The sequence below is a fragment of the Pigmentiphaga sp. YJ18 genome (assembly GCF_038066655.1).
Taxonomy (GTDB): Bacteria; Pseudomonadota; Gammaproteobacteria; order Burkholderiales; family Burkholderiaceae_B; genus Pigmentiphaga.
This window is the reverse complement of the sequence record NZ_JBBUKU010000001.1, coordinates 579,884-596,444: the sequence shown is the minus strand read 5'-3', so window position 1 is coordinate 596,444 and position 16,561 is coordinate 579,884. Positions and strand designations below refer to the sequence as shown.

General features: G+C 66.3%; 18 protein-coding genes. 15 read left to right on the top strand and 3 right to left on the bottom strand.

The window, feature by feature from the left end; genetic code table 11:
• The first annotated feature begins 4 nt into the window (after window positions 1-4).
• Window positions 5-493 carry a nuclear transport factor 2 family protein gene (locus WKR98_RS02935; RefSeq protein WP_341431998.1) on the top strand — a complete coding sequence of 163 codons (489 nt, stop codon included), beginning with the start codon at window positions 5-7 and terminating at the stop codon, window positions 491-493.
• Here the strand turns inward: WKR98_RS02935 and WKR98_RS02930 are convergent.
• Complete coding sequence (locus WKR98_RS02930) at window positions 414-1,997, bottom strand: PAS domain S-box protein (RefSeq protein ID WP_341431997.1); 1,584 nt, start codon at window positions 1,995-1,997, stop codon at window positions 414-416. The two genes, WKR98_RS02935 and WKR98_RS02930, sit on opposite strands and share 80 nt — an antisense overlap.
• A gap of 242 nt (window positions 1,998-2,239) precedes the next feature.
• On the opposite strand from WKR98_RS02930, the gene WKR98_RS02925 reads away from it, so the two are divergent.
• Genes WKR98_RS02925 through WKR98_RS02905 form a run of 5 tightly spaced genes read left to right on the top strand, consistent with a single transcriptional unit; the run spans window position 2,240 to window position 6,544 of the window.
• Window positions 2,240-3,667: a purine-cytosine permease family protein gene (locus tag WKR98_RS02925; protein ID WP_341431996.1), complete on the top strand. Its 1,428-nt coding sequence runs from the start codon at window positions 2,240-2,242 to the stop codon at window positions 3,665-3,667.
• Window positions 3,664-4,824: a porin gene (locus tag WKR98_RS02920; protein WP_341431995.1), complete on the top strand. Its 1,161-nt coding sequence runs from the start codon at window positions 3,664-3,666 to the stop codon at window positions 4,822-4,824. Before WKR98_RS02925 ends, WKR98_RS02920 begins: the two co-directional genes overlap by 4 nt.
• 24 nt (window positions 4,825-4,848) lie before the next feature.
• Complete coding sequence (locus tag WKR98_RS02915; RefSeq protein WP_341431994.1) at window positions 4,849-5,166, top strand: 2Fe-2S iron-sulfur cluster-binding protein; 318 nt, start codon at window positions 4,849-4,851, stop codon at window positions 5,164-5,166.
• A complete protein-coding gene (locus tag WKR98_RS02910; protein ID WP_341431993.1) occupies window positions 5,148-6,092 on the top strand; it encodes a catechol 2,3-dioxygenase in 945 nt (314 codons plus the stop codon). The genes WKR98_RS02915 and WKR98_RS02910 overlap by 19 nt, the downstream gene beginning before the upstream one ends.
• A 14-nt stretch (window positions 6,093-6,106) precedes the next feature.
• Entirely contained in the window at window positions 6,107-6,544 is a 438-nt protein-coding gene (locus WKR98_RS02905) for a GlcG/HbpS family heme-binding protein (RefSeq protein ID WP_341431992.1), read from the top strand.
• A gap of 56 nt (window positions 6,545-6,600) precedes the next feature.
• Here the strand turns inward: WKR98_RS02905 and WKR98_RS02900 are convergent, their stop codons facing one another.
• Entirely contained in the window at window positions 6,601-6,867 is a 267-nt protein-coding gene (locus WKR98_RS02900) for an accessory factor UbiK family protein (protein WP_341431991.1), read from the bottom strand.
• 287 nt (window positions 6,868-7,154) lie between these two features.
• Between WKR98_RS02900 and WKR98_RS02895 the strand changes: the two genes are divergently transcribed.
• From WKR98_RS02895 to WKR98_RS02855, 9 genes are all read left to right on the top strand, one after another.
• Window positions 7,155-7,877: a TorF family putative porin gene (locus WKR98_RS02895; protein ID WP_124691796.1), complete on the top strand. Its 723-nt coding sequence runs from the start codon at window positions 7,155-7,157 to the stop codon at window positions 7,875-7,877.
• Window positions 7,878-7,940: 63 nt separating this feature from the next.
• Window positions 7,941-8,279, top strand: a complete 339-nt coding sequence (glnK, locus tag WKR98_RS02890; RefSeq protein WP_124691795.1) for a P-II family nitrogen regulator — start codon at window positions 7,941-7,943, stop codon at window positions 8,277-8,279.
• A gap of 16 nt (window positions 8,280-8,295) precedes the next feature.
• Window positions 8,296-9,633 (top strand): ammonium transporter, encoded by a 1,338-nt coding sequence (gene amt / locus WKR98_RS02885; RefSeq protein WP_370282653.1) that lies wholly within the window; start codon window positions 8,296-8,298, stop codon window positions 9,631-9,633.
• Window positions 9,634-9,959: 326 nt separating this feature from the next.
• The gene (locus WKR98_RS02880; RefSeq protein ID WP_124691794.1) at window positions 9,960-10,742 is read left to right on the top strand and encodes a GntR family transcriptional regulator; all 783 of its coding nucleotides are present in this window, start codon (window positions 9,960-9,962) and stop codon (window positions 10,740-10,742) included.
• Window positions 10,743-10,877: 135 nt separating this feature from the next.
• Complete coding sequence (locus WKR98_RS02875; RefSeq protein WP_124691793.1) at window positions 10,878-12,053, top strand: ABC transporter substrate-binding protein; 1,176 nt, start codon at window positions 10,878-10,880, stop codon at window positions 12,051-12,053.
• A 177-nt stretch (window positions 12,054-12,230) separates the two neighbouring features.
• Window positions 12,231-13,091: a branched-chain amino acid ABC transporter permease gene (locus tag WKR98_RS02870; protein ID WP_124691792.1), complete on the top strand. Its 861-nt coding sequence runs from the start codon at window positions 12,231-12,233 to the stop codon at window positions 13,089-13,091.
• Window positions 13,091-14,107 (top strand): branched-chain amino acid ABC transporter permease, encoded by a 1,017-nt coding sequence (locus WKR98_RS02865; protein ID WP_124691791.1) that lies wholly within the window; start codon window positions 13,091-13,093, stop codon window positions 14,105-14,107. Before WKR98_RS02870 ends, WKR98_RS02865 begins: the two co-directional genes overlap by 1 nt.
• Window positions 14,104-14,868 carry an ABC transporter ATP-binding protein gene (locus tag WKR98_RS02860; protein ID WP_124691790.1) on the top strand — a complete coding sequence of 255 codons (765 nt, stop codon included), beginning with the start codon at window positions 14,104-14,106 and terminating at the stop codon, window positions 14,866-14,868. Before WKR98_RS02865 ends, WKR98_RS02860 begins: the two co-directional genes overlap by 4 nt.
• Complete coding sequence (locus tag WKR98_RS02855) at window positions 14,861-15,568, top strand: ABC transporter ATP-binding protein (RefSeq protein WP_124691789.1); 708 nt, start codon at window positions 14,861-14,863, stop codon at window positions 15,566-15,568. Before WKR98_RS02860 ends, WKR98_RS02855 begins: the two co-directional genes overlap by 8 nt.
• Here the strand turns inward: WKR98_RS02855 and WKR98_RS02850 are convergent.
• Complete coding sequence (locus WKR98_RS02850; RefSeq protein ID WP_341431989.1) at window positions 15,565-16,425, bottom strand: AraC family transcriptional regulator; 861 nt, start codon at window positions 16,423-16,425, stop codon at window positions 15,565-15,567. The genes WKR98_RS02855 and WKR98_RS02850 overlap by 4 nt on opposite strands.
• Between the last annotated feature and the right edge of the window lie 136 nt (window positions 16,426-16,561).

Below are 16,561 nucleotides of genomic sequence, written 5' to 3'. Positions count from 1 at the left end.
GGCCATGGCATCGCGCTCGCTCGAACATCGCATCGCGGCACTCGAGGCCATCGAGGCGATCCGGCGGGTCGTGGGCACCTATGCCCACGGCGCCGACCGGCGCAACGATCCGGCCATCATGAGCGGCCTGTTCCACGATGACGGCGTCTGGGAGGCCGAGGGGTTCGGCCGTCGCGAGGGCCGGGACGAGATCGTCGCCCACCTGGCGGCGATCGCCGCCAGGGAGATCATCTGGAGCCTGCACTACATGGTCTCGCCCGTGATCGAGCTGGACGACGACCTGCGGCAGGCCAGCTGCCACTGGTATCTGTGGGAGCTGGCCCAGGTGGCGTCGCCCGGCCAGGCGCCGCGCGCGCACTGGATGGCGGGCTGGTACCGGAGCCGGCTACGGCTGGACCGGGACGCCTGGCGCTTCAGCCACGTGCGGCTGGAACTGCAGCTGGTTCACGCCTGCGCCGAGACCTGGGCGCCGATGCGGCCGACTTCGGGTTGAGCGGCCGCAGGCCGGCCGGGGCGGCGCAGCCGGGCAGCAGCACGTGGCAGCGCGTCTCGCGCTGGCCTTCGTTCCCGCCCGTGGCGGTCATCCACATGTGGCCATGGTGCGACTCCACCACCGACCGGCATAGCGACAGGCCGATGCCCAGCCCCTTGCGCTTGGTCGAGAAGAACGCGCCGAAGATCTTGTCGGGGCTGACGCGCGGCAAGCCGTGGCCGGTGTCCGCGAGCGTCAACTTCACGCGGTCGCTGGCGTCACGGCGCACCGCGATGCGGATCCGGCCGCCGGGGGTGCTGGCCTGCTCAATGGACTCGATGCCATTGACCGCCAGGTTGATGATCACCTGCTGGATCAGGACTTCGTCGCATTCGACCCAGCAGGGCGCGGCGTCCAGGTCGAATTCCAGCGCGACGCAGGCATGCCGCGCCCGGACGGCGATGAGTTCCTCCATGCCCCGGACCAGATCGCGCAGGTCGATGGCGCGCCGCTGGTAGTCGCCCTTGCAGGTGAAGCTGCGGACCGTGTTGACGATCTTGCCGGCGCGCTCGGCTTCCTTTTGTGCCAGTTCCAGGGCGGCCAGCAGGCCGTCGATCGAATAGTTGCCGGACTGGAGCTGGCGGCGGCACCCGGCCACGAAATTCAGGATCGAGAAGAAGGGCTGGTTCAGCTCGTGCGCCAGCGCGGCCGCCATTTCGCCGGTGGTGGACAGGCGCGCGATGTGGCTGAATTGCCGTTCACGCTGGCGCGCCAGTTCGTCGTCCTGCACGCGCAGGGTGACGTCGCGGAAATTGATCAGAATCCCGCTCACGGCGGGGTCGTCCGTCAGGTTGCGGCAGTTGGCCTCGTGTACGCGCCAGGTGCCGTCGCGGTGCCGGATCCGGTAGGTCAGGACGGTATCGGCTTCCGGCGGCAGCGTCGCCAGGATGGATTCGAAGCGGGCGGCGTCTTCGTCCGAAAGGAAGTCGAACGCGGACCGGCCGGTGGCGAAGCGGGGCGGAACGCCCAGCAGCGCCTGGATTGAGGGGCCGGCGAAGCGCACCAAACCCGAGATGGACAGGATGGCGATGCCGTCCGACGACCGTTCGATCAGGCGGCGGTAGTGGCGTTCCTTCTGGCGCAGCGCGGCTTCGGCCTGCTTGCGTTCGGTGATATCGCGCGCGATGGCGATCACGCGCACGATGCCGTCCAGCGTGATCGGCTTGAGGCTGACCTCGACCGAGGTCTCGTGCCCGACGCGGTCGCGCACCACCCACTCGAACAGGATGCCTTCGGCGGTCGTGGCTGCCCGGCGGACCAGCATCAATCCCTTGGCGTGGTTGTAAGGCTCCAGGTTGCGGGTCAGGTCGCCGATGGTCAGGCGACGCAGCTGGTCTGGGCTGCATCCGTACATCTCGCAGGCCTTGCGGTTGGCCTGGAGGATCTCGCCGGTGTCCTTGTCGTGGATGACCATGATGTCATTCGCGTACTCGAACACTTCCTGGTAGTTGGTCACGTGATCCACGTTCTTTCCGGCCTCGCATGCTGCGGGCGCCGCATCGGCTCCCCGGCGCAGATCGTAGTCCCGGCATCCGCTGACCACAAGGCTTTCGGGCCCGCCTGCTGGTTTTTCACAGTCCGAATAAGTGTTTATTTGTAGATGGGTAGATGAACGGACGAATCCTCAACCCGATGCGCGGCGCGTACGCTTTCGTCGAGCCCAAAGGGGGGCTGCCGCATGCGCACGGCGCAAGGAGGAGACCAATAATGCAATCGAACGATCTGGCAACCAGCGTCGAGGATCACGCGCTGGAAGCCGTCCCGAGTGAAAGCCGCAAGGGCTGGCTGTCGTTGTCCTGGAGCACGGTGGGCATCGTTACCACGCTGGTGCAGTTGTTCATCGGCGCATTGACCACATTCGTGGCCGGCCTGAGCATCGCCCTGGCCGCCGGCCTGTTCGTGGCGGTGGTGGGCGCGCTGCTGGGCTGGGGCGTCGGCCACGTCGCCTATCGCACGGGGCTGTCCAGCACGGTGCTGTCGCGCCAGCACGGCTTCGGCCGCAAGGGATCCATCCTGATCGCCGCGGTGTTCGGCTTCCTGATCATCGGCTTCCTGGCCCTGGAGAACGTGCTGCTTTACAAGGGCTTCTTGTTCTACCTGAACCTGCCCGATACGATGACGCATCGGGTGATCATCTACGGTCTGCTGACCCTGGCCTGGGTCCTGATCACCGCCTTCGGCTTCACCCTGGTCTCGCGCGTTTCCTCATGGACCGTGGTGGCCTTCCTGGGCGTGCTCGCCTTCATGATGTACGACGTCATCGCCTCGTCGGGCCAGAGCCTGTCCGAAGTGCTGTCGTTCGGCAGCCAGTTCCCCGCCGAGGCCCTGGCGGCCCTGGGCGCGCAATCGGACTTCGGCAAGTTCGCCTTCTGTGTGAACGTCATGCTGGGATCGGCCGGCGCGCTGGCGCTGATCGACGCCGACCTCGGACGCTACGCCCGTTCGTCCCGCGACATCGGCGTCGCGGCCGTGCTGGGCAACCTGTTCATGGACGTGGTGATGCTGGCCGTGGGCGGCATCGTGATGTATGCGGGCATGGGCGCCCTGACCGACTACTACGTCGCTACCGGCATGACGCGCGAGGCCGCCCAGGCCACCGCGCTGCAAAGCCCGGACAGCGTGGCCGGGGCCTTCATCGTGTTCGGCGGCATCATCGGTACCCTGCTGATGGTACTGGCCCAGTCCAAGGCCCAGGTGCTGAACGTCTACAGCGCATCGCTGTCGCTGTCCAACCTGTTCGACGCGGGTATCGGCTGGCGTCCGGGGCGGCTCGTATTCGTGGTGCTGGCCAATGTCCTGGCGCTGCTGATGCTGGCCGGCTCCATCCTGGAGTGGTTCAACACCTTCGTCACGGTGCTGGGCGTCCTGACCACCAGCTTCGCCGGCATCATCGTGGCCGACTATTTCGTCGTGCGGCGCCTGCTGCCCGACGTGCTGGCGCGCGAGGCCGCGCGCGCCGACTTCAACTGGGCCGGCATCGTCACGTCCGTGCTGGCCTTCGTGCTCGCCCATTACGTGCTGTCCGACTGGATGCCGGTGCAGTTCTTCGTCTCCATCACCGTGTCCCTGGTGGTGTATCCCGTGCTGCGGCTGGCGGGCGCCCGCCGCGTGTCCGCGCAGGCGAGGTTCGAATGACTTCTCCGCGCACCCACGCCGTCCGTTTTCCTTGCCGCCACTCCGCCAACCCGACCGCGCTGCCGACCATGACCTTCCATACCGCCAGACTACTTCCGTTCCTGCTGGGCGCCTTTGCCGCCACGGCCCAGGCCCAGACCTCGACGACCCTGTACGGCGTTCTCGATGCCGGCGTGACCTACGTCAGCAACCAGGCGGGGCGGTCGAACTGGCTGATGGATACCGGCATGCTGTCGCCCAACCTGTTCGGCCTGCGCGGCAGCGAGGCACTGGGCAACGGCAACAAGGTGGTCTTCACGCTGGAAGGCCAGTTCGGCCTGGACAACGGCGCCAGCATAGGCGGCCTGTTCGGCCGCCAGAGCTTCGTCGGCCTGGCCGGCAACTGGGGCCAGCTTACCCTGGGCAAGCAATACGACTTCAGCTTCGACATCCTGGCGCCCACGCGCTATGGCCCGTCCTTTCCCTATGTCAGCCTGCACAACCTGCGCCAGGGGCCGTTCGGCGGCCTGGGCATTCCCACGATGCCGGGCGGGGCGCTGGACTTCGACCGGGTCGGCGGCGCCGAACGGCTCGAGAACGCGGTCAAGTTCGTCAGCGCCGATTATGGCGGCTTCACGTTCGGCGGCCTGTACGGCTTCGGCGAGAAGGCCGGCAGCCTGAGCCAGAATCGATCCTACAGCGTGGGCGCGAGCTACGTCCGGGGGCCGTTCCAGGTCGGCGCCGCGCTGACGGAGGTGCGCTACGGTGCCATCAACAACGGCCGCGACGGCATCCGCACCTGGGGCCTGGGCGGCCGCTACGCCTTCGGTGCCGGTACCAACGCGAACGTGCTCTACACGAATACGCGCAATACCTTCACCGGCGGCGTCGTGCAGGTCGTGCAGGCGGGCGTGACCACGCCCGTGGCGCCGGCCACGACGGTGCTGGTCGACTACCAGTACCAATGGGCCAACGCCGCGCTGGCCGACAACCGCGCCCACCAGGTCGGCCTGACGCTGAACTATGGGTTGTCCAAGCGCACCGATGCCTACCTGGGCGCGGTCTACCAGCGCGCCAGCGGCCATGGCGCCGCGATGGCCTGGATCCCCGGCCTGCCGGGAGGTTCGGACGGGCGCAGCCAGGCGCTCGTGCGCACGGGCCTGCGGCACGTGTTCTGAGCCGTGCGGGTGCATCAGGTCCGCATGCTTGGCGGCGCAGCGCCCTACACCTGCGAGGACGGACAGACGCTGCTGGCCGGCATGGAGTCGCACGGCCGGCGGGACATCCCCGTGGGGTGCCGCGGCGGAGGATGCGGCGTCTGCCGCGTCCGCATCGTCCAGGGGCCCTATGCCGCGGGCCGCATGAGCCGCGCCTGGGTCGGCGCGGAGGACGAGGCGCGCGGCATCGTGCTGGCCTGCCGGACCCGGCCCCTGGGCAACGTGGTCGTCGAGGTGGTCGGCCGCGAGGCCGCTTTCCCTTCATCAACAACAGGAGACCCATCATGGCACTTACAGGAGTGATACGCCCCGGGCACGTGTGCATACGCGTGCTCGAACTCGAGCCGGCGGTGCGGCATTACGTGGACACCATAGGCCTGACGGAAGTCATGCGCGACCAGGCCGGCGACGGCAGCCCGCGCGTGTTCCTGAAAGGCTGGGACGAATCGGATCATCACAGCATCGTGCTGCGCGAGGCCGACGAGTCCGGCATGGACTACATGGGCTGGAAGGTCGATTCGGAAGCGACGCTGGAGAAACTGTCGGCCGATGTGCAGGCCAGCGGGCTGGCCACCGACATGAGCTGGATCGAGGCCGGCGAACATCCCAAGACCGGCAAGCGTTTCCGCTTCACGATTCCCACCGGCCACGTGATGGAGCTGTATGCCTATCGCGAAGCCACGGGCTGCGCCACCGGCTACCAGAACCCGGATCCGTGGCCCGACGACCTGAAGGGCATGGCGCCGCGTTCCTTCGACCATTGCCTGCTTTACGGCGACGACCTGGACGGCGCTTACAAGCTGTTCACCGAGGTGCTGGGTTTCGGGCTGTCGGAACAGGTGATGGCCGACGGTGGCAAGCTGATGATCGGCGCCTTTCTCAGCTGTTCGAACAAGGCGCACGACGTGGCCTTCATCCGCCAGCCGGTCAAGAACAAGCTGCACCACGTGTCCTTCCTGCTGGACAACTGGGGCGAGGTGCTGAAGGCGGCCGACATCATTTCCAAGCGCCGGGTGTCGCTGGACATCGGCCCGACGCGGCATGGCATCACGCGGGGCGAGACGGTGTATTTCTTCGATCCCAGCGGCAATCGCAACGAAGTGTTCTCGGGCGGCTACACCTGGTACCCGGACAAGCCGGTCATTACCTGGACCGACGACCAGCTGGGCACGGGCATCTTCTATCACGATCGCAAGCTGAACGAGAAATTCCTGAGCGTATTTACCTGAGCGGTGAGACCGGCATGGAAAACTGGACGCGTGCAACGCGCGAACTCACGCTCGATGCTGTGCGTGCCGCGCTGGATGCCGCCGTCGGGGAGGCGTCTTCGCAGGGCATACGGGTAAGCGTGGCGGTGGTGGACGCCAGCGGTGTAGCGCTGGGCTTTCTGCGCATGCCGGGCGCGTTCCTGCATTCTGCCGACATCGCGGTCGACAAGGCGTACACCGCGGCCGGTTTCCGGCTACCTACGGGGGCCTGGGGCGAGGTACTGAAGGGACATTCCCCGGCGGTTCGCCAGGGACTGGCAGCTCGGCCGCGCTTCACCGGATTCGGCGGCGGGCTGCCCTTGCTCGCGGGGGGCGACCTGGTGGGGGGAATCGGGGTGTCGGGCGGAAGCGAGGCCCAGGACGAGGCTTGTGCGAACGCGGCCCGGATCGTCCTGGGGATGGCCCTGCCCTGAGAATGGGGAGAAGAATGACCGGGGCGGGTGTCACGCCCCGGGGCAGAACGCGGCTTTCAAGGCGGCGACGTTTTCCCCTCCAGCGCGATCACCCGCGCCTCCAACCCTTGCACCTGCGCTTCCAGCGCATCCACCTTGGCCCGCGTACGCGCCAGCAATTCGGTCTGGATGTCGAATTCCTCGCGGGTGATCAGATCCAGCTTGGTGAAGGTCTGACCCAGAAATCCCTTGACGTTGCGCTCGATGTCGGCCGCCGGGCTGCGGGCGATCAGGTCGGAGATGTTCTTCTGCAGGTCTTCGAACCAGTCGGTGCGATTGATCATGGTGTCTGTCCTTTAAGTCGGCTGCCGGCCTCCAGTGTAGTCCGGCACGGGAACGAACGCCTGCGCCACGACATGGTGCGGCCGCCGGGGATGCGCACCCCATGTGCACCAACTTGGGTCGCCGGAAGGGGCGAGGGTGGTGCGTTCCATGGGGAAAGCAAGCTGGCACGGGAAATGCTCAGTAACAGTCAACCGGGGTCCGCCTGACCGCGCAGGCCCCGTGACCACGCCAGTTGCGCCACCCACGCACTGGACCGCCTGGCTGACAACCCGCCCTGGAACGACAGATGAAAAAGACCCTGCTTGCGACCGCCCTGGCCCTGTGCGCCACCTCGACCGCCTACGCCGCCGACCCGGAGCCCGACTTCACCTTCACGGGCAATGCCGGCCTGTTCAGCGACTACCGTTTCCGCGGCTTCAGCCAGACCAACCTCAAGCCGGCCATGCAAGGCGGCTTCGATTTCGCCCACAAGTCCGGCTTCTACCTGGGCAACTGGAACTCCAACGTCGCCAGCGAGCTGTTCAGCGGCGGCAACCTGGAGATGGATTTCTACGGCGGCTACAAGTTCAAGTACGAGGACTTCGCCTTCGACGTGGGCGGCCTGTATTACTACTACCCCGGTTCCAAGCTGAACGGCAGCACGATCGATAACTTCGAGCTGTACGGCGCGGTGGGCTGGGGCCCGTTCACGCTGAAGTATTCGCACGGCATGACCGATTTCTTCGGCGCGCCCAACAGCAAGAACAACTACTACCTGGACCTGGGCGCCGCCTTCGACCTGGGCGACGGCTGGGGCGCGAATGCCCACGTCGGCTACCAGAAGCTGAAGAACGACGCGACCGGCCTGGACCACTACGTCGACTACAAGGCGGGCGTGACCAAGGACCTGAACGGCTGGATCCTGGGGCTTTCGCTGGTGACCACCAGCAAGAAGGACTGGGTCATCACCAACAAGGGCAAGAACGCCGGCCGCTTCGGCGCGGTGCTCGGCCTGAGCAAGGCGTTCTGACCCCGCGCGGCCGGGAGGCCGCGCCGGTCAGCCATTTCGATTCATCACCATGTGGGGTTCGTCATGAAACTCATCACTGCAATCATCAAGCCCTTCAAGCTTGACGAGGTACGCGAAGCCCTCTCCGGCATCGGAGTCCAGGGCATCACCGTTACCGAGATCAAGGGTTTCGGCCGCCAGAAGGGCCATACCGAGCTGTATCGCGGCGCCGAATACGTCGTCGATTTCCTGCCCAAGGTCAAGATCGAGATCGCCCTGGCGGACGATCTGGTGGACCGTGCCATCGAGGCCATCGAGACCTCGGCGCGCACCGGCAAGATCGGCGACGGCAAGGTCTTCGTCTTTCCGCTGGAACAGGTCATCCGGATTCGTACCGGGGAAACCGGCAAGGACGCCCTCTGATAGGACGATTCAAAAAATGAAAACAACGCATGCTTCATCGATGAAAGCCCTTGGGGCGGGACTGGCGCTGGCACTGGCGCTGTTCGCCGCGCCCGCGCTGGCGGAGGATGCCGCCCCCACGCTGGTCGGGGCCGATCTGGCCTGGCTCAGCACGTCCACCATCCTGGTGCTGATGATGGTGGTGCCCGGCCTGGCGCTGTTCTACGGCGGCCTGGTGCGCAGCAAGAACATGTTGTCGGTCCTGATGCAGGTCCTGGTCACGTTCTCGCTGATCGTCGTGCTGTGGTTCATCTACGGCTATTCGCTGGCCTTCACCGAAGGCAATGCCTTCTTCGGCGGGCTTGACCGGCTGTTCCTGAAGGGGCTGTTCGATGCCGAGACCGGGACCTTCCCGTTGTCGGGCACCGTGCCCGAGCTCAGCTTCGCGGCCTTCCAGGCGACGTTCGCCGGCATCACCTGCGCGCTGATCGTGGGCGCCTTCGCCGAACGCGCGCGCTTCTCGGCCATCCTGCTGTTCATGGTGCTGTGGTTCACCTTCGCCTACATTCCCATCGCGCACATGGTGTGGTTCGGCGGCGAGGTCAAGGGCTTCCTGTTCGAGCGCGGCGCGCTGGACTTCGCGGGCGGCACCGTGGTGCACATCAACGCCGGCGTGGCGGGCCTGATCGGCGCCTATGTCATCGGCAAGCGCATCGGCTTCGGCAAGGAAGCCTTGTCGCCGCACAACCTGCCCATGACCATGATCGGCGCCTCGCTGCTGTGGGTGGGCTGGTTCGGCTTCAACGCGGGTTCGGCGCTGGCCGCCAACAACGTCGCCTCGCTGGCCTTCATGAACACGCTGATCGCCACGGCCGCCGCGGTGCTGGCGTGGGTCTTCACGGAATGGGCGGTACGCGGCCATCCCTCGATGCTGGGCGGCGCGTCCGGCGCGGTGGCGGGCCTGGTGGGCGTGACGCCGGCGGCCGGCGTGGTCGGCCCGGTGGGCGCGCTGGTGATCGGCCTGGCCGCGGGCGTGATCTGCGTCTGGGGCGTGACCAGCCTGAAGCGCATGCTGAAGGTGGACGATTCGCTGGACGTGTTCGGCGTGCACGGCGTGGGCGGCATCGTCGGCGCGCTGCTGACCGGCATCTTCAACGCCAAGGTGCTGGGCGGCCCGGGCGTGGACGGCATGACCATCCTCAGCCAGCTGTGGGTGCAGGTCGAGGCAGTGGTCATCACCATCGTCTGGACCACCATCGTCGCGCTGATCGCCTACAAGATCGCCGATGCGCTGCTGGGGCTGCGCGTGACCGAAGAGGAAGAACGCGAGGGCCTGGACATCACGACCCACGGGGAAAGCGCCTATCACTCGTAGTTCGTGCGCCCCCCAGGGGGCGATGCGAGCGGACCGGCAAAGCCGGATCCGCCGCATCCTGGCAACTTCGGGAGTGGGTTCACAGAGGCGGCGTCCAGAATCGGGCGCCGCTTTTTTTCGGGGTTGTATACGGGCTTGGCGTTTTCCCTAGGCAGGGTACAAAGTTCTTGTTATTGAACGGGATCTCTGTATACAGTCTGTATCCAGTAAAGCGGTAAAGAGCTGTAACGGAGACATGACTACCCCCCGCCGTATTCCGGGCGCCATCGGCGCCTTGCCTGTCCGGACTTCCTGTCCGCGATCCGCTTTCCCGATGCGAGGCCCGCATGACTGAGCGGGCTTCCGCGCGCGACCGGGCCGAGGGCAAGGCCAAGTCGGGCGGTGCGCAAACGACCGCGGCCGAACTGGGCTTGCGGGAATTGATCCTGTCGGGCGAGCTGACGCCCGGGGCGCGGCTGTCCGAGCCCAGCGTGGCCGAGCGCCTGGGCATCTCGCGCACGCCCATCCGCGCCGCGATGGCCAGGCTGGAAGACGAAGGCCTGCTGGAGGTGATTCCCTCCGGCGGCTATGCGGTCAAGGCCTTCACCGAATCCGAGATACGCGATTCCATCGAGGTGCGCGGCACGCTGGAAGGACTGGCCGCGCGCATGGCCGCCGAGCGCGGCGTGTCGGCCGCCGACCTGGACGCGATGCGCGACTGCCTGACCGAGATCGACCGCATCCTGACGGGCCGTGACAAGGGCGTCGCGGACCTGTCCAGCTACATCGAACTGAATCGCCGCTTCCACCAGATGCTGCACTACCTGCCGGGCAGCTCGGTGCTCGAACGCCAGATCGCGCGCGCGACCAACCTGCCGTTCGCCTCGCCCAATGGTTTCCTGCAGGCCCAGGCCGACGACGAGGAAGCCTGGCTGAGCCTGATCGTGGCGCAGGACCAGCACTGGATGGTGCTGGCCGCCATCGAGAACCGCGAAGGCGCGCGTGCCGAAGCCATCATGCGCGAACACGCGCGCATCGCTTTCCGCAACATGCAGTCGGTGCTGCGCAACCAGGACATGTTCTCGCAGATTCCGGGAGCCCGACTGATACGCAGACGCATACCGCGATAACGTTTTGCGCCTGCGGAATACCCGCAAGCGTCACTTTTGCCGTTTACAAGCTGATACGCTATGCCGCGCTTTTCGGCGGCCCCTGGCCTCTGATTTCCCTCGTCGTCCCATCTGGTGAGTAAGCAAGGAGACACCATGAACAACAAACGCAATCTGCTCAAGATCGCAGCCGCGCTGATGCTGGCGGGCACGGCCGCCGTGCCCGCCTACGCGCAGGACGTGGTCAAGGTCGGCCTCATTCTGCCGATGACGGGCCCGTTCGCGTCCACCGGCCGCCAGATCGAAGCCGCCGTCCGCCTGTACATGGCCGAACACGGCACCACCGTGGCCGGCAAGAAGATCGAGCTGATCATCAAGGACGATGCCAACGTCGCCGATACCACCAAGCGCCTGGCGCAGGAACTGGTGATCAATGACCGCGTCGCCGTGCTGGCCGGCTTCGGCCTGACGCCGCTGGCGCTGTCGACCACGCCCATCGCCACCCAGGCCAAGACGCCGATGGTCGTGATGGCTGCCGCGACCGCGATGATCACCGAACAGTCGCCCTATGTGGTGCGTACCGGCTTCACGCTGCCGCAGGTCACCCTGGGTATCGCCCAGTGGGCGCCCAAGAATGGCATCAAGAAGGTCGTGACCCTGGTCGCCGACTACGGCCCCGGCATCGATGCCCAGAATTCGTTCAAGAAGGTCTTCACCGCCAACGGCGGCCAAGTGCTGCAGGAACTGCGCGTGCCGGTGAACAACCCCGACTTCGCCCCCTTCCTGCAGCGTGTGAGCGATGCCAAGCCGGACGCCGTGTTCGTGTTCGTGCCCTCGGGCATGGGCTCGGTGGTCATGAAGCAGTTCGCCGAGCGCGGCCTGGACAAGGCCGGCATCAAGATGATCGGCACCGGCGACGTGGTCGACGACGACCTGCTGAACGACATGGGCAACGTGGCGCTGGGCGTGGTGACGTCCATGCACTACTCCGCCGCGCTGGACAATCCGGCCAACAAGTCCTACGTGGCCGGCATCGCCAAGGCCAACAAGGGCATGCGCCCGAACTTCCACAGCGTGGGCGGCTATGACGGCATGCACCTGATCTACAAGGCCATCGAAGCCACCAAGGGCGACACCAACGGCGACAAGCTGCTGGCCGCCATGAAGGGCCAGAAGTGGGACAGCCCGCGCGGTCCGGTCATGCTGGATCCGCAAACGCGCGAGATGGTGCAGAACGTCTACATCACCAAGGTGGAACGGGTGAACGGTGGCCTGTACAACGTCCCCTTCGACAAGATCGAAGCGGTAAAAGATCCAGCAAAGATTAAGTAACCCCCCCTACGCGCTTCGCGCGCCCCCCCAGGGGGGCGGCACTGGCGGACCGGCGGAGCCGGATCCGCTGTGCCCTGGGGTACTACCGGGCTGGCCGGGGGTGGCGTTCTGTAGTGACGTCATGCGGGTCTTGGGTGTTGCCGTGTCTTGAGCGCGGTTTGGAATTGCGGTGGCTTCATGTTGACTATCTTGTTCGATGGCATTGCCTACGGGATGCTGTTGTTCGTGCTGGCTTGCGGGCTGTCCGTGACGTTGGGGTTGATGAATTTCATCAACCTGGCGCACGGGGCGTTCGCGATGGTGGGCGGTTATGTGACCGTGCTGGCCATGCAGCGCCTGAACGTGCCTTTCCTCTTGTGTCTGCCGCTGGCCTTCATCGTGTCGGCGGTCATGGGGGCGATCCTGGAACGCACGCTGTACAAGCGGGTGTACGGGCAATCGCACCTGAACCAGGTGTTGTTCTCGATCGGCCTGACCTTCATGGCCATGGCCATGGTCGACTACTTCATGGGATCGCAGCAACAGCTGCTGCATCTGCCGGAATGGCTGAGCGGCCGTTCGGTGGTCGGCGGCGTCGGCATCGGACACTACCGGCTGTTCGTGATCGTGATCTGCGTGGCGCTGGTGATCGGGCTGCAATTGATCCTGAGCAAGACGCGGTTCGGCAGCCGCCTGCGCGCGTCGGTGGACGATCCGCGCGCGGCCAGCGGGCTGGGCATCAACATCAACCTGGTGTTCCTGTCGACCTTCGCCTTCGGCTCCGGCCTGGCCGGCCTGGGAGGCGCGCTGGGCGCCGACCTGCTCGGCATGGACCCGACCTTCCCGATCAAGTACATGATCTATTTCCTGATCGTGGTGGCCGTGGGCGGCACGTCTTCCCTGACGGGGCCGCTGGTGGCTTCGCTGCTGCTGGGCGTGGCCGACGTGGCCGGCAAGTACTACATCCCCACTGTCGGGGCATTCATCATCTATTGCGTCATGATCATCATGCTGATGTGGCGCCCGCAAGGCCTGTTCGCCCGGGCGGGGGGTAAGTAATGAAAGCCACGATCGCACCCCAGGCCGCCACCTCGGCGGCCCCTGATTCGCTGCGCGCCGTCGGCGCGCGCTGGTCCCGCATCCGCTGGTTCGAAATCGTTTTCTGGGTGGTCGCCATCGGCGCCGCCTTCGTGCTGCCCAGGGGATTCCTGCTGTTGAACGAGCTGGCCATCCTGGCCTTGTTCGCGGTTTCGCTGGACCTGATCCTGGGCTACGCCGGCATCGTCTCGCTGGGCCACGCGGCCTTCTTCGGGCTGGGCGCCTATTGCGCGGCGCTGCTGGCCAAGCATTTCGGCATCGATCCCATCCTGGGGCTGGCCATCTCGGCGGCCCTGAGCGCGCTGCTGGGGCTGGTGACCAGCGTGCTGGTAATGCGCGGCTCGGACCTGACGCGGCTGATGGTGACGCTGGGCGTCGCGCTGATCCTGTACGAGATCGCCAACAAGATGGGCTGGCTGACGGGCGGCGCGGATGGCCTGACCGGCGTGACCATGGTGCCCTTGTTCGGCACCTTCGAGTTCGACCTGTTCGGCCGCACGGCCTATACCTACTCGGTCATCGTGCTGGCGATACTGTTCTTCATCGCCCGGGCCATCGTGCATTCGCCGTTCGGCATGTCGCTGCAGGTGGTGCGCCAGAATCCGCTGCGCGCCGCCGCCATGGGCGTGGCGGTCAACCGCCGCCGCGCCGCCGTCTACACGCTGGCGGCGGCCTATGCGGGCGTGGCCGGCGCGCTGCTGGCGCAGACCACGGGCTTCGCCTCGCTGGACGTGCTGGCCTTCCACCGCTCGGCCGACGTGATGCTGATGCTGGTGATCGGCGGTGCCGGCTACCTGTACGGTGGCATCATCGGCGCCGTCATCTTCAAGTTCATGCAGGACTGGCTGTCGGGCATCACGCCCCAGTACTGGCAATTCTGGATCGGCCTGCTGCTGGTCGTCATCGTGGTCGTCGGCCACGACAAGCTGGTGCGTCCCTGGACCTGGTTCCGCCGCGGCCATGGAGGCAAGCAATGACCACCGTATTGCAGACCTTCAACCTGACCAAGCGCTTCGGCGGGCTGGTCGCCACCAACGACGTGTCGATCAAGGTCGAGCGGGGCGCCCGCCAGGCGCTGATCGGCCCCAACGGCGCGGGCAAGACCACGCTGATCAACCTGTTGACCGGCGTGCTGGCCTCCACCTCCGGCCGTATCGAACTGGAAGGCGAGGACGTCACGCGCCTGCCGGTGCATGCACGCGCGCGCCGCGGCCTGGTGCGCACTTTCCAGATCAACCAGCTGTTCGCTGAAATGACCCCGGCGGAGTCGCTGGCGGTGGCCATTTCCGAACGCGAAGGCAAGGGCTGGCGCTGCCTGCGCCCGCTGGGCAAGCGCGGCGAGATCATGGACGAATGCGCGGCCCTGATGGAGCAGTGCAACCTGCTCGACGTGAAGGACCGCAAGACGGCGGTGCTGCCCTACGGCAAGCAGCGCCTGCTGGAGATCGCGCTGGCGCTGGCCGCCAAGCCTCGCGTGCTGCTGCTGGACGAACCCGTGGCCGGCGTGCCCGACGGCGAGCGCCGCGAAATCCTCAACACGGTCGGCGCCCTGCCCGAGGACGTGACCATCCTGCTGATCGAACACGACATGGACCTGGTCTTTTCCTTCGCCAACCGTATCTCGGTCCTGGTCAACGGCGGCCTGTTCGTCGAAGGGACCAATGCCGAGATCGCCCGCGACCCGCGCGTCAAGGCGGTGTACCTGGGTGAGGAAGTGGTGGAGGGCTACCATGACTGAGCTGCTCAAGCTGGAAGGCATCGTTGCCGGCTACGGCGAGGCCAAGGTCCTGATGGGCATAGACCTGAGCCTGGGCGAAGGCCAGGCGCTGGCCTTGCTGGGCCGCAACGGTACCGGCAAGACCACGCTGATCAACACCATCGTCGGCCACACGCGGCGCTTCTCCGGCCGCCTGCACCTGGCGGGCCGGGACATCACCGGACTGCGCCCGGACCAGCGCGCGCTGGCGGGCATCGGCTGGGTGCCGCAGGAACGCAACATCTTCAAGTCGCTGACCGTCGAGGAAAACCTGACCGCCGTGGCCGTGCCCGGACCGTGGAACCTCAAGCGCATCTACGAGATGTTCCCGCGCCTGCACGAACGCAAGGCCAACATGGGTAACCAGCTCTCGGGCGGCGAACAGCAGATGCTGGCCATCGGCCGTGCGTTGATGCTGAACCCGCGCGTACTGCTGCTGGACGAGCCGCTGGAAGGGCTCGCGCCCATCATCGTGCAGGAACTGATGAGCGCCTTGCAGCGGATCATCCGCGACGAAGGCATGTCGGTGATCCTGGTCGAGCAGAACGCCCGCAAGGCGCTCAGCATCACCGACACCGCCATCGTGCTGGAACGCGGCAGCGTGGTGCACGCCAGCTCCGCGCAGGATTTGCTGGCCGATGGCGCGACGCTGGACGGCCTGTTGGGCGTGGCCAAGCACTAAGGGTGGACGGCGTCGGCCTGCCCGTGCTGCCTGGGCAGGGCCGGCACCGCGGCGCGGCGATAGTCGCGCGGCGTGAAACCCTGCTGGTCGACGAAGAACTTCGAGAAATGGCTTTGCGCGCCGAAGCCGCAGCGCTGCGACAGCTCGGCGATGGGACCCGGGTCGTCGGCCAGGTATTCCACCGCGGCGTGCAGCCGCAGCATGTTGACGTAGTGCTTGGGCGACAGGCCCGTGCAGGCGGTGAACAGCTCGAAGAAGCGCGAACGGGACAGGCCCACGCGCGCGGCGATCTCCTGGGTGGGCAGAGGTTCTTCCAGGTGCTCCTGCATCAACGCGATGGCCCGCCGGATGCGATAGTCGTTGCTGCGGGCGGGGCGTTCGCGGTTCGGATAGGTGGGGCCGTACTGGTGGCACAGGTGTTCGGCCAGTTCGCCGAACAGGGCCTGGACGTCAGGGGTGTTGATTTCGGCCGCCTCGAGCATGCGCCGGGCCAGATGCTGGGCGAGTTCGACCGTATCGGCCCCCAGCTGCACGCTGCCGTGCCGGAAGAACCTGACGTATGCGGGCAGGCCCGGGAATTGTTCCTCTATCCACAGCGGCGAGAAATACAGCATCAGGATCGTGCTCTTGCCCTGGCCGACCGAAAGGTTGGCGTGCAGCTCGTGGCTGTTGACGAGGACGGCGCGGCGGGGGGCCAGCACGGCCGATGCCTCGCCCACCTGATATTCATGGCAGGGGCCGTCCAGTTCGATCATGGCGTGGTGGACGGGGTGGGCATGCGCGCCGGCGGGACGCACCTTGTCGAGCAGGCAGGCCCGGCCGATGTGGCCGTGGGTAACGGCTAGGACTCTGGACACGTGGCACTTCCTTCGCCCCGCGGGCGATGAGACGGCGATGTTGCGTGTGTGCGCACAGTATATCCAAGGCCCTGGCGAACGCCATCGGGCGTCCAGACAAAATCGGATGAATTCATAAATCGGCAGACGAGGACGT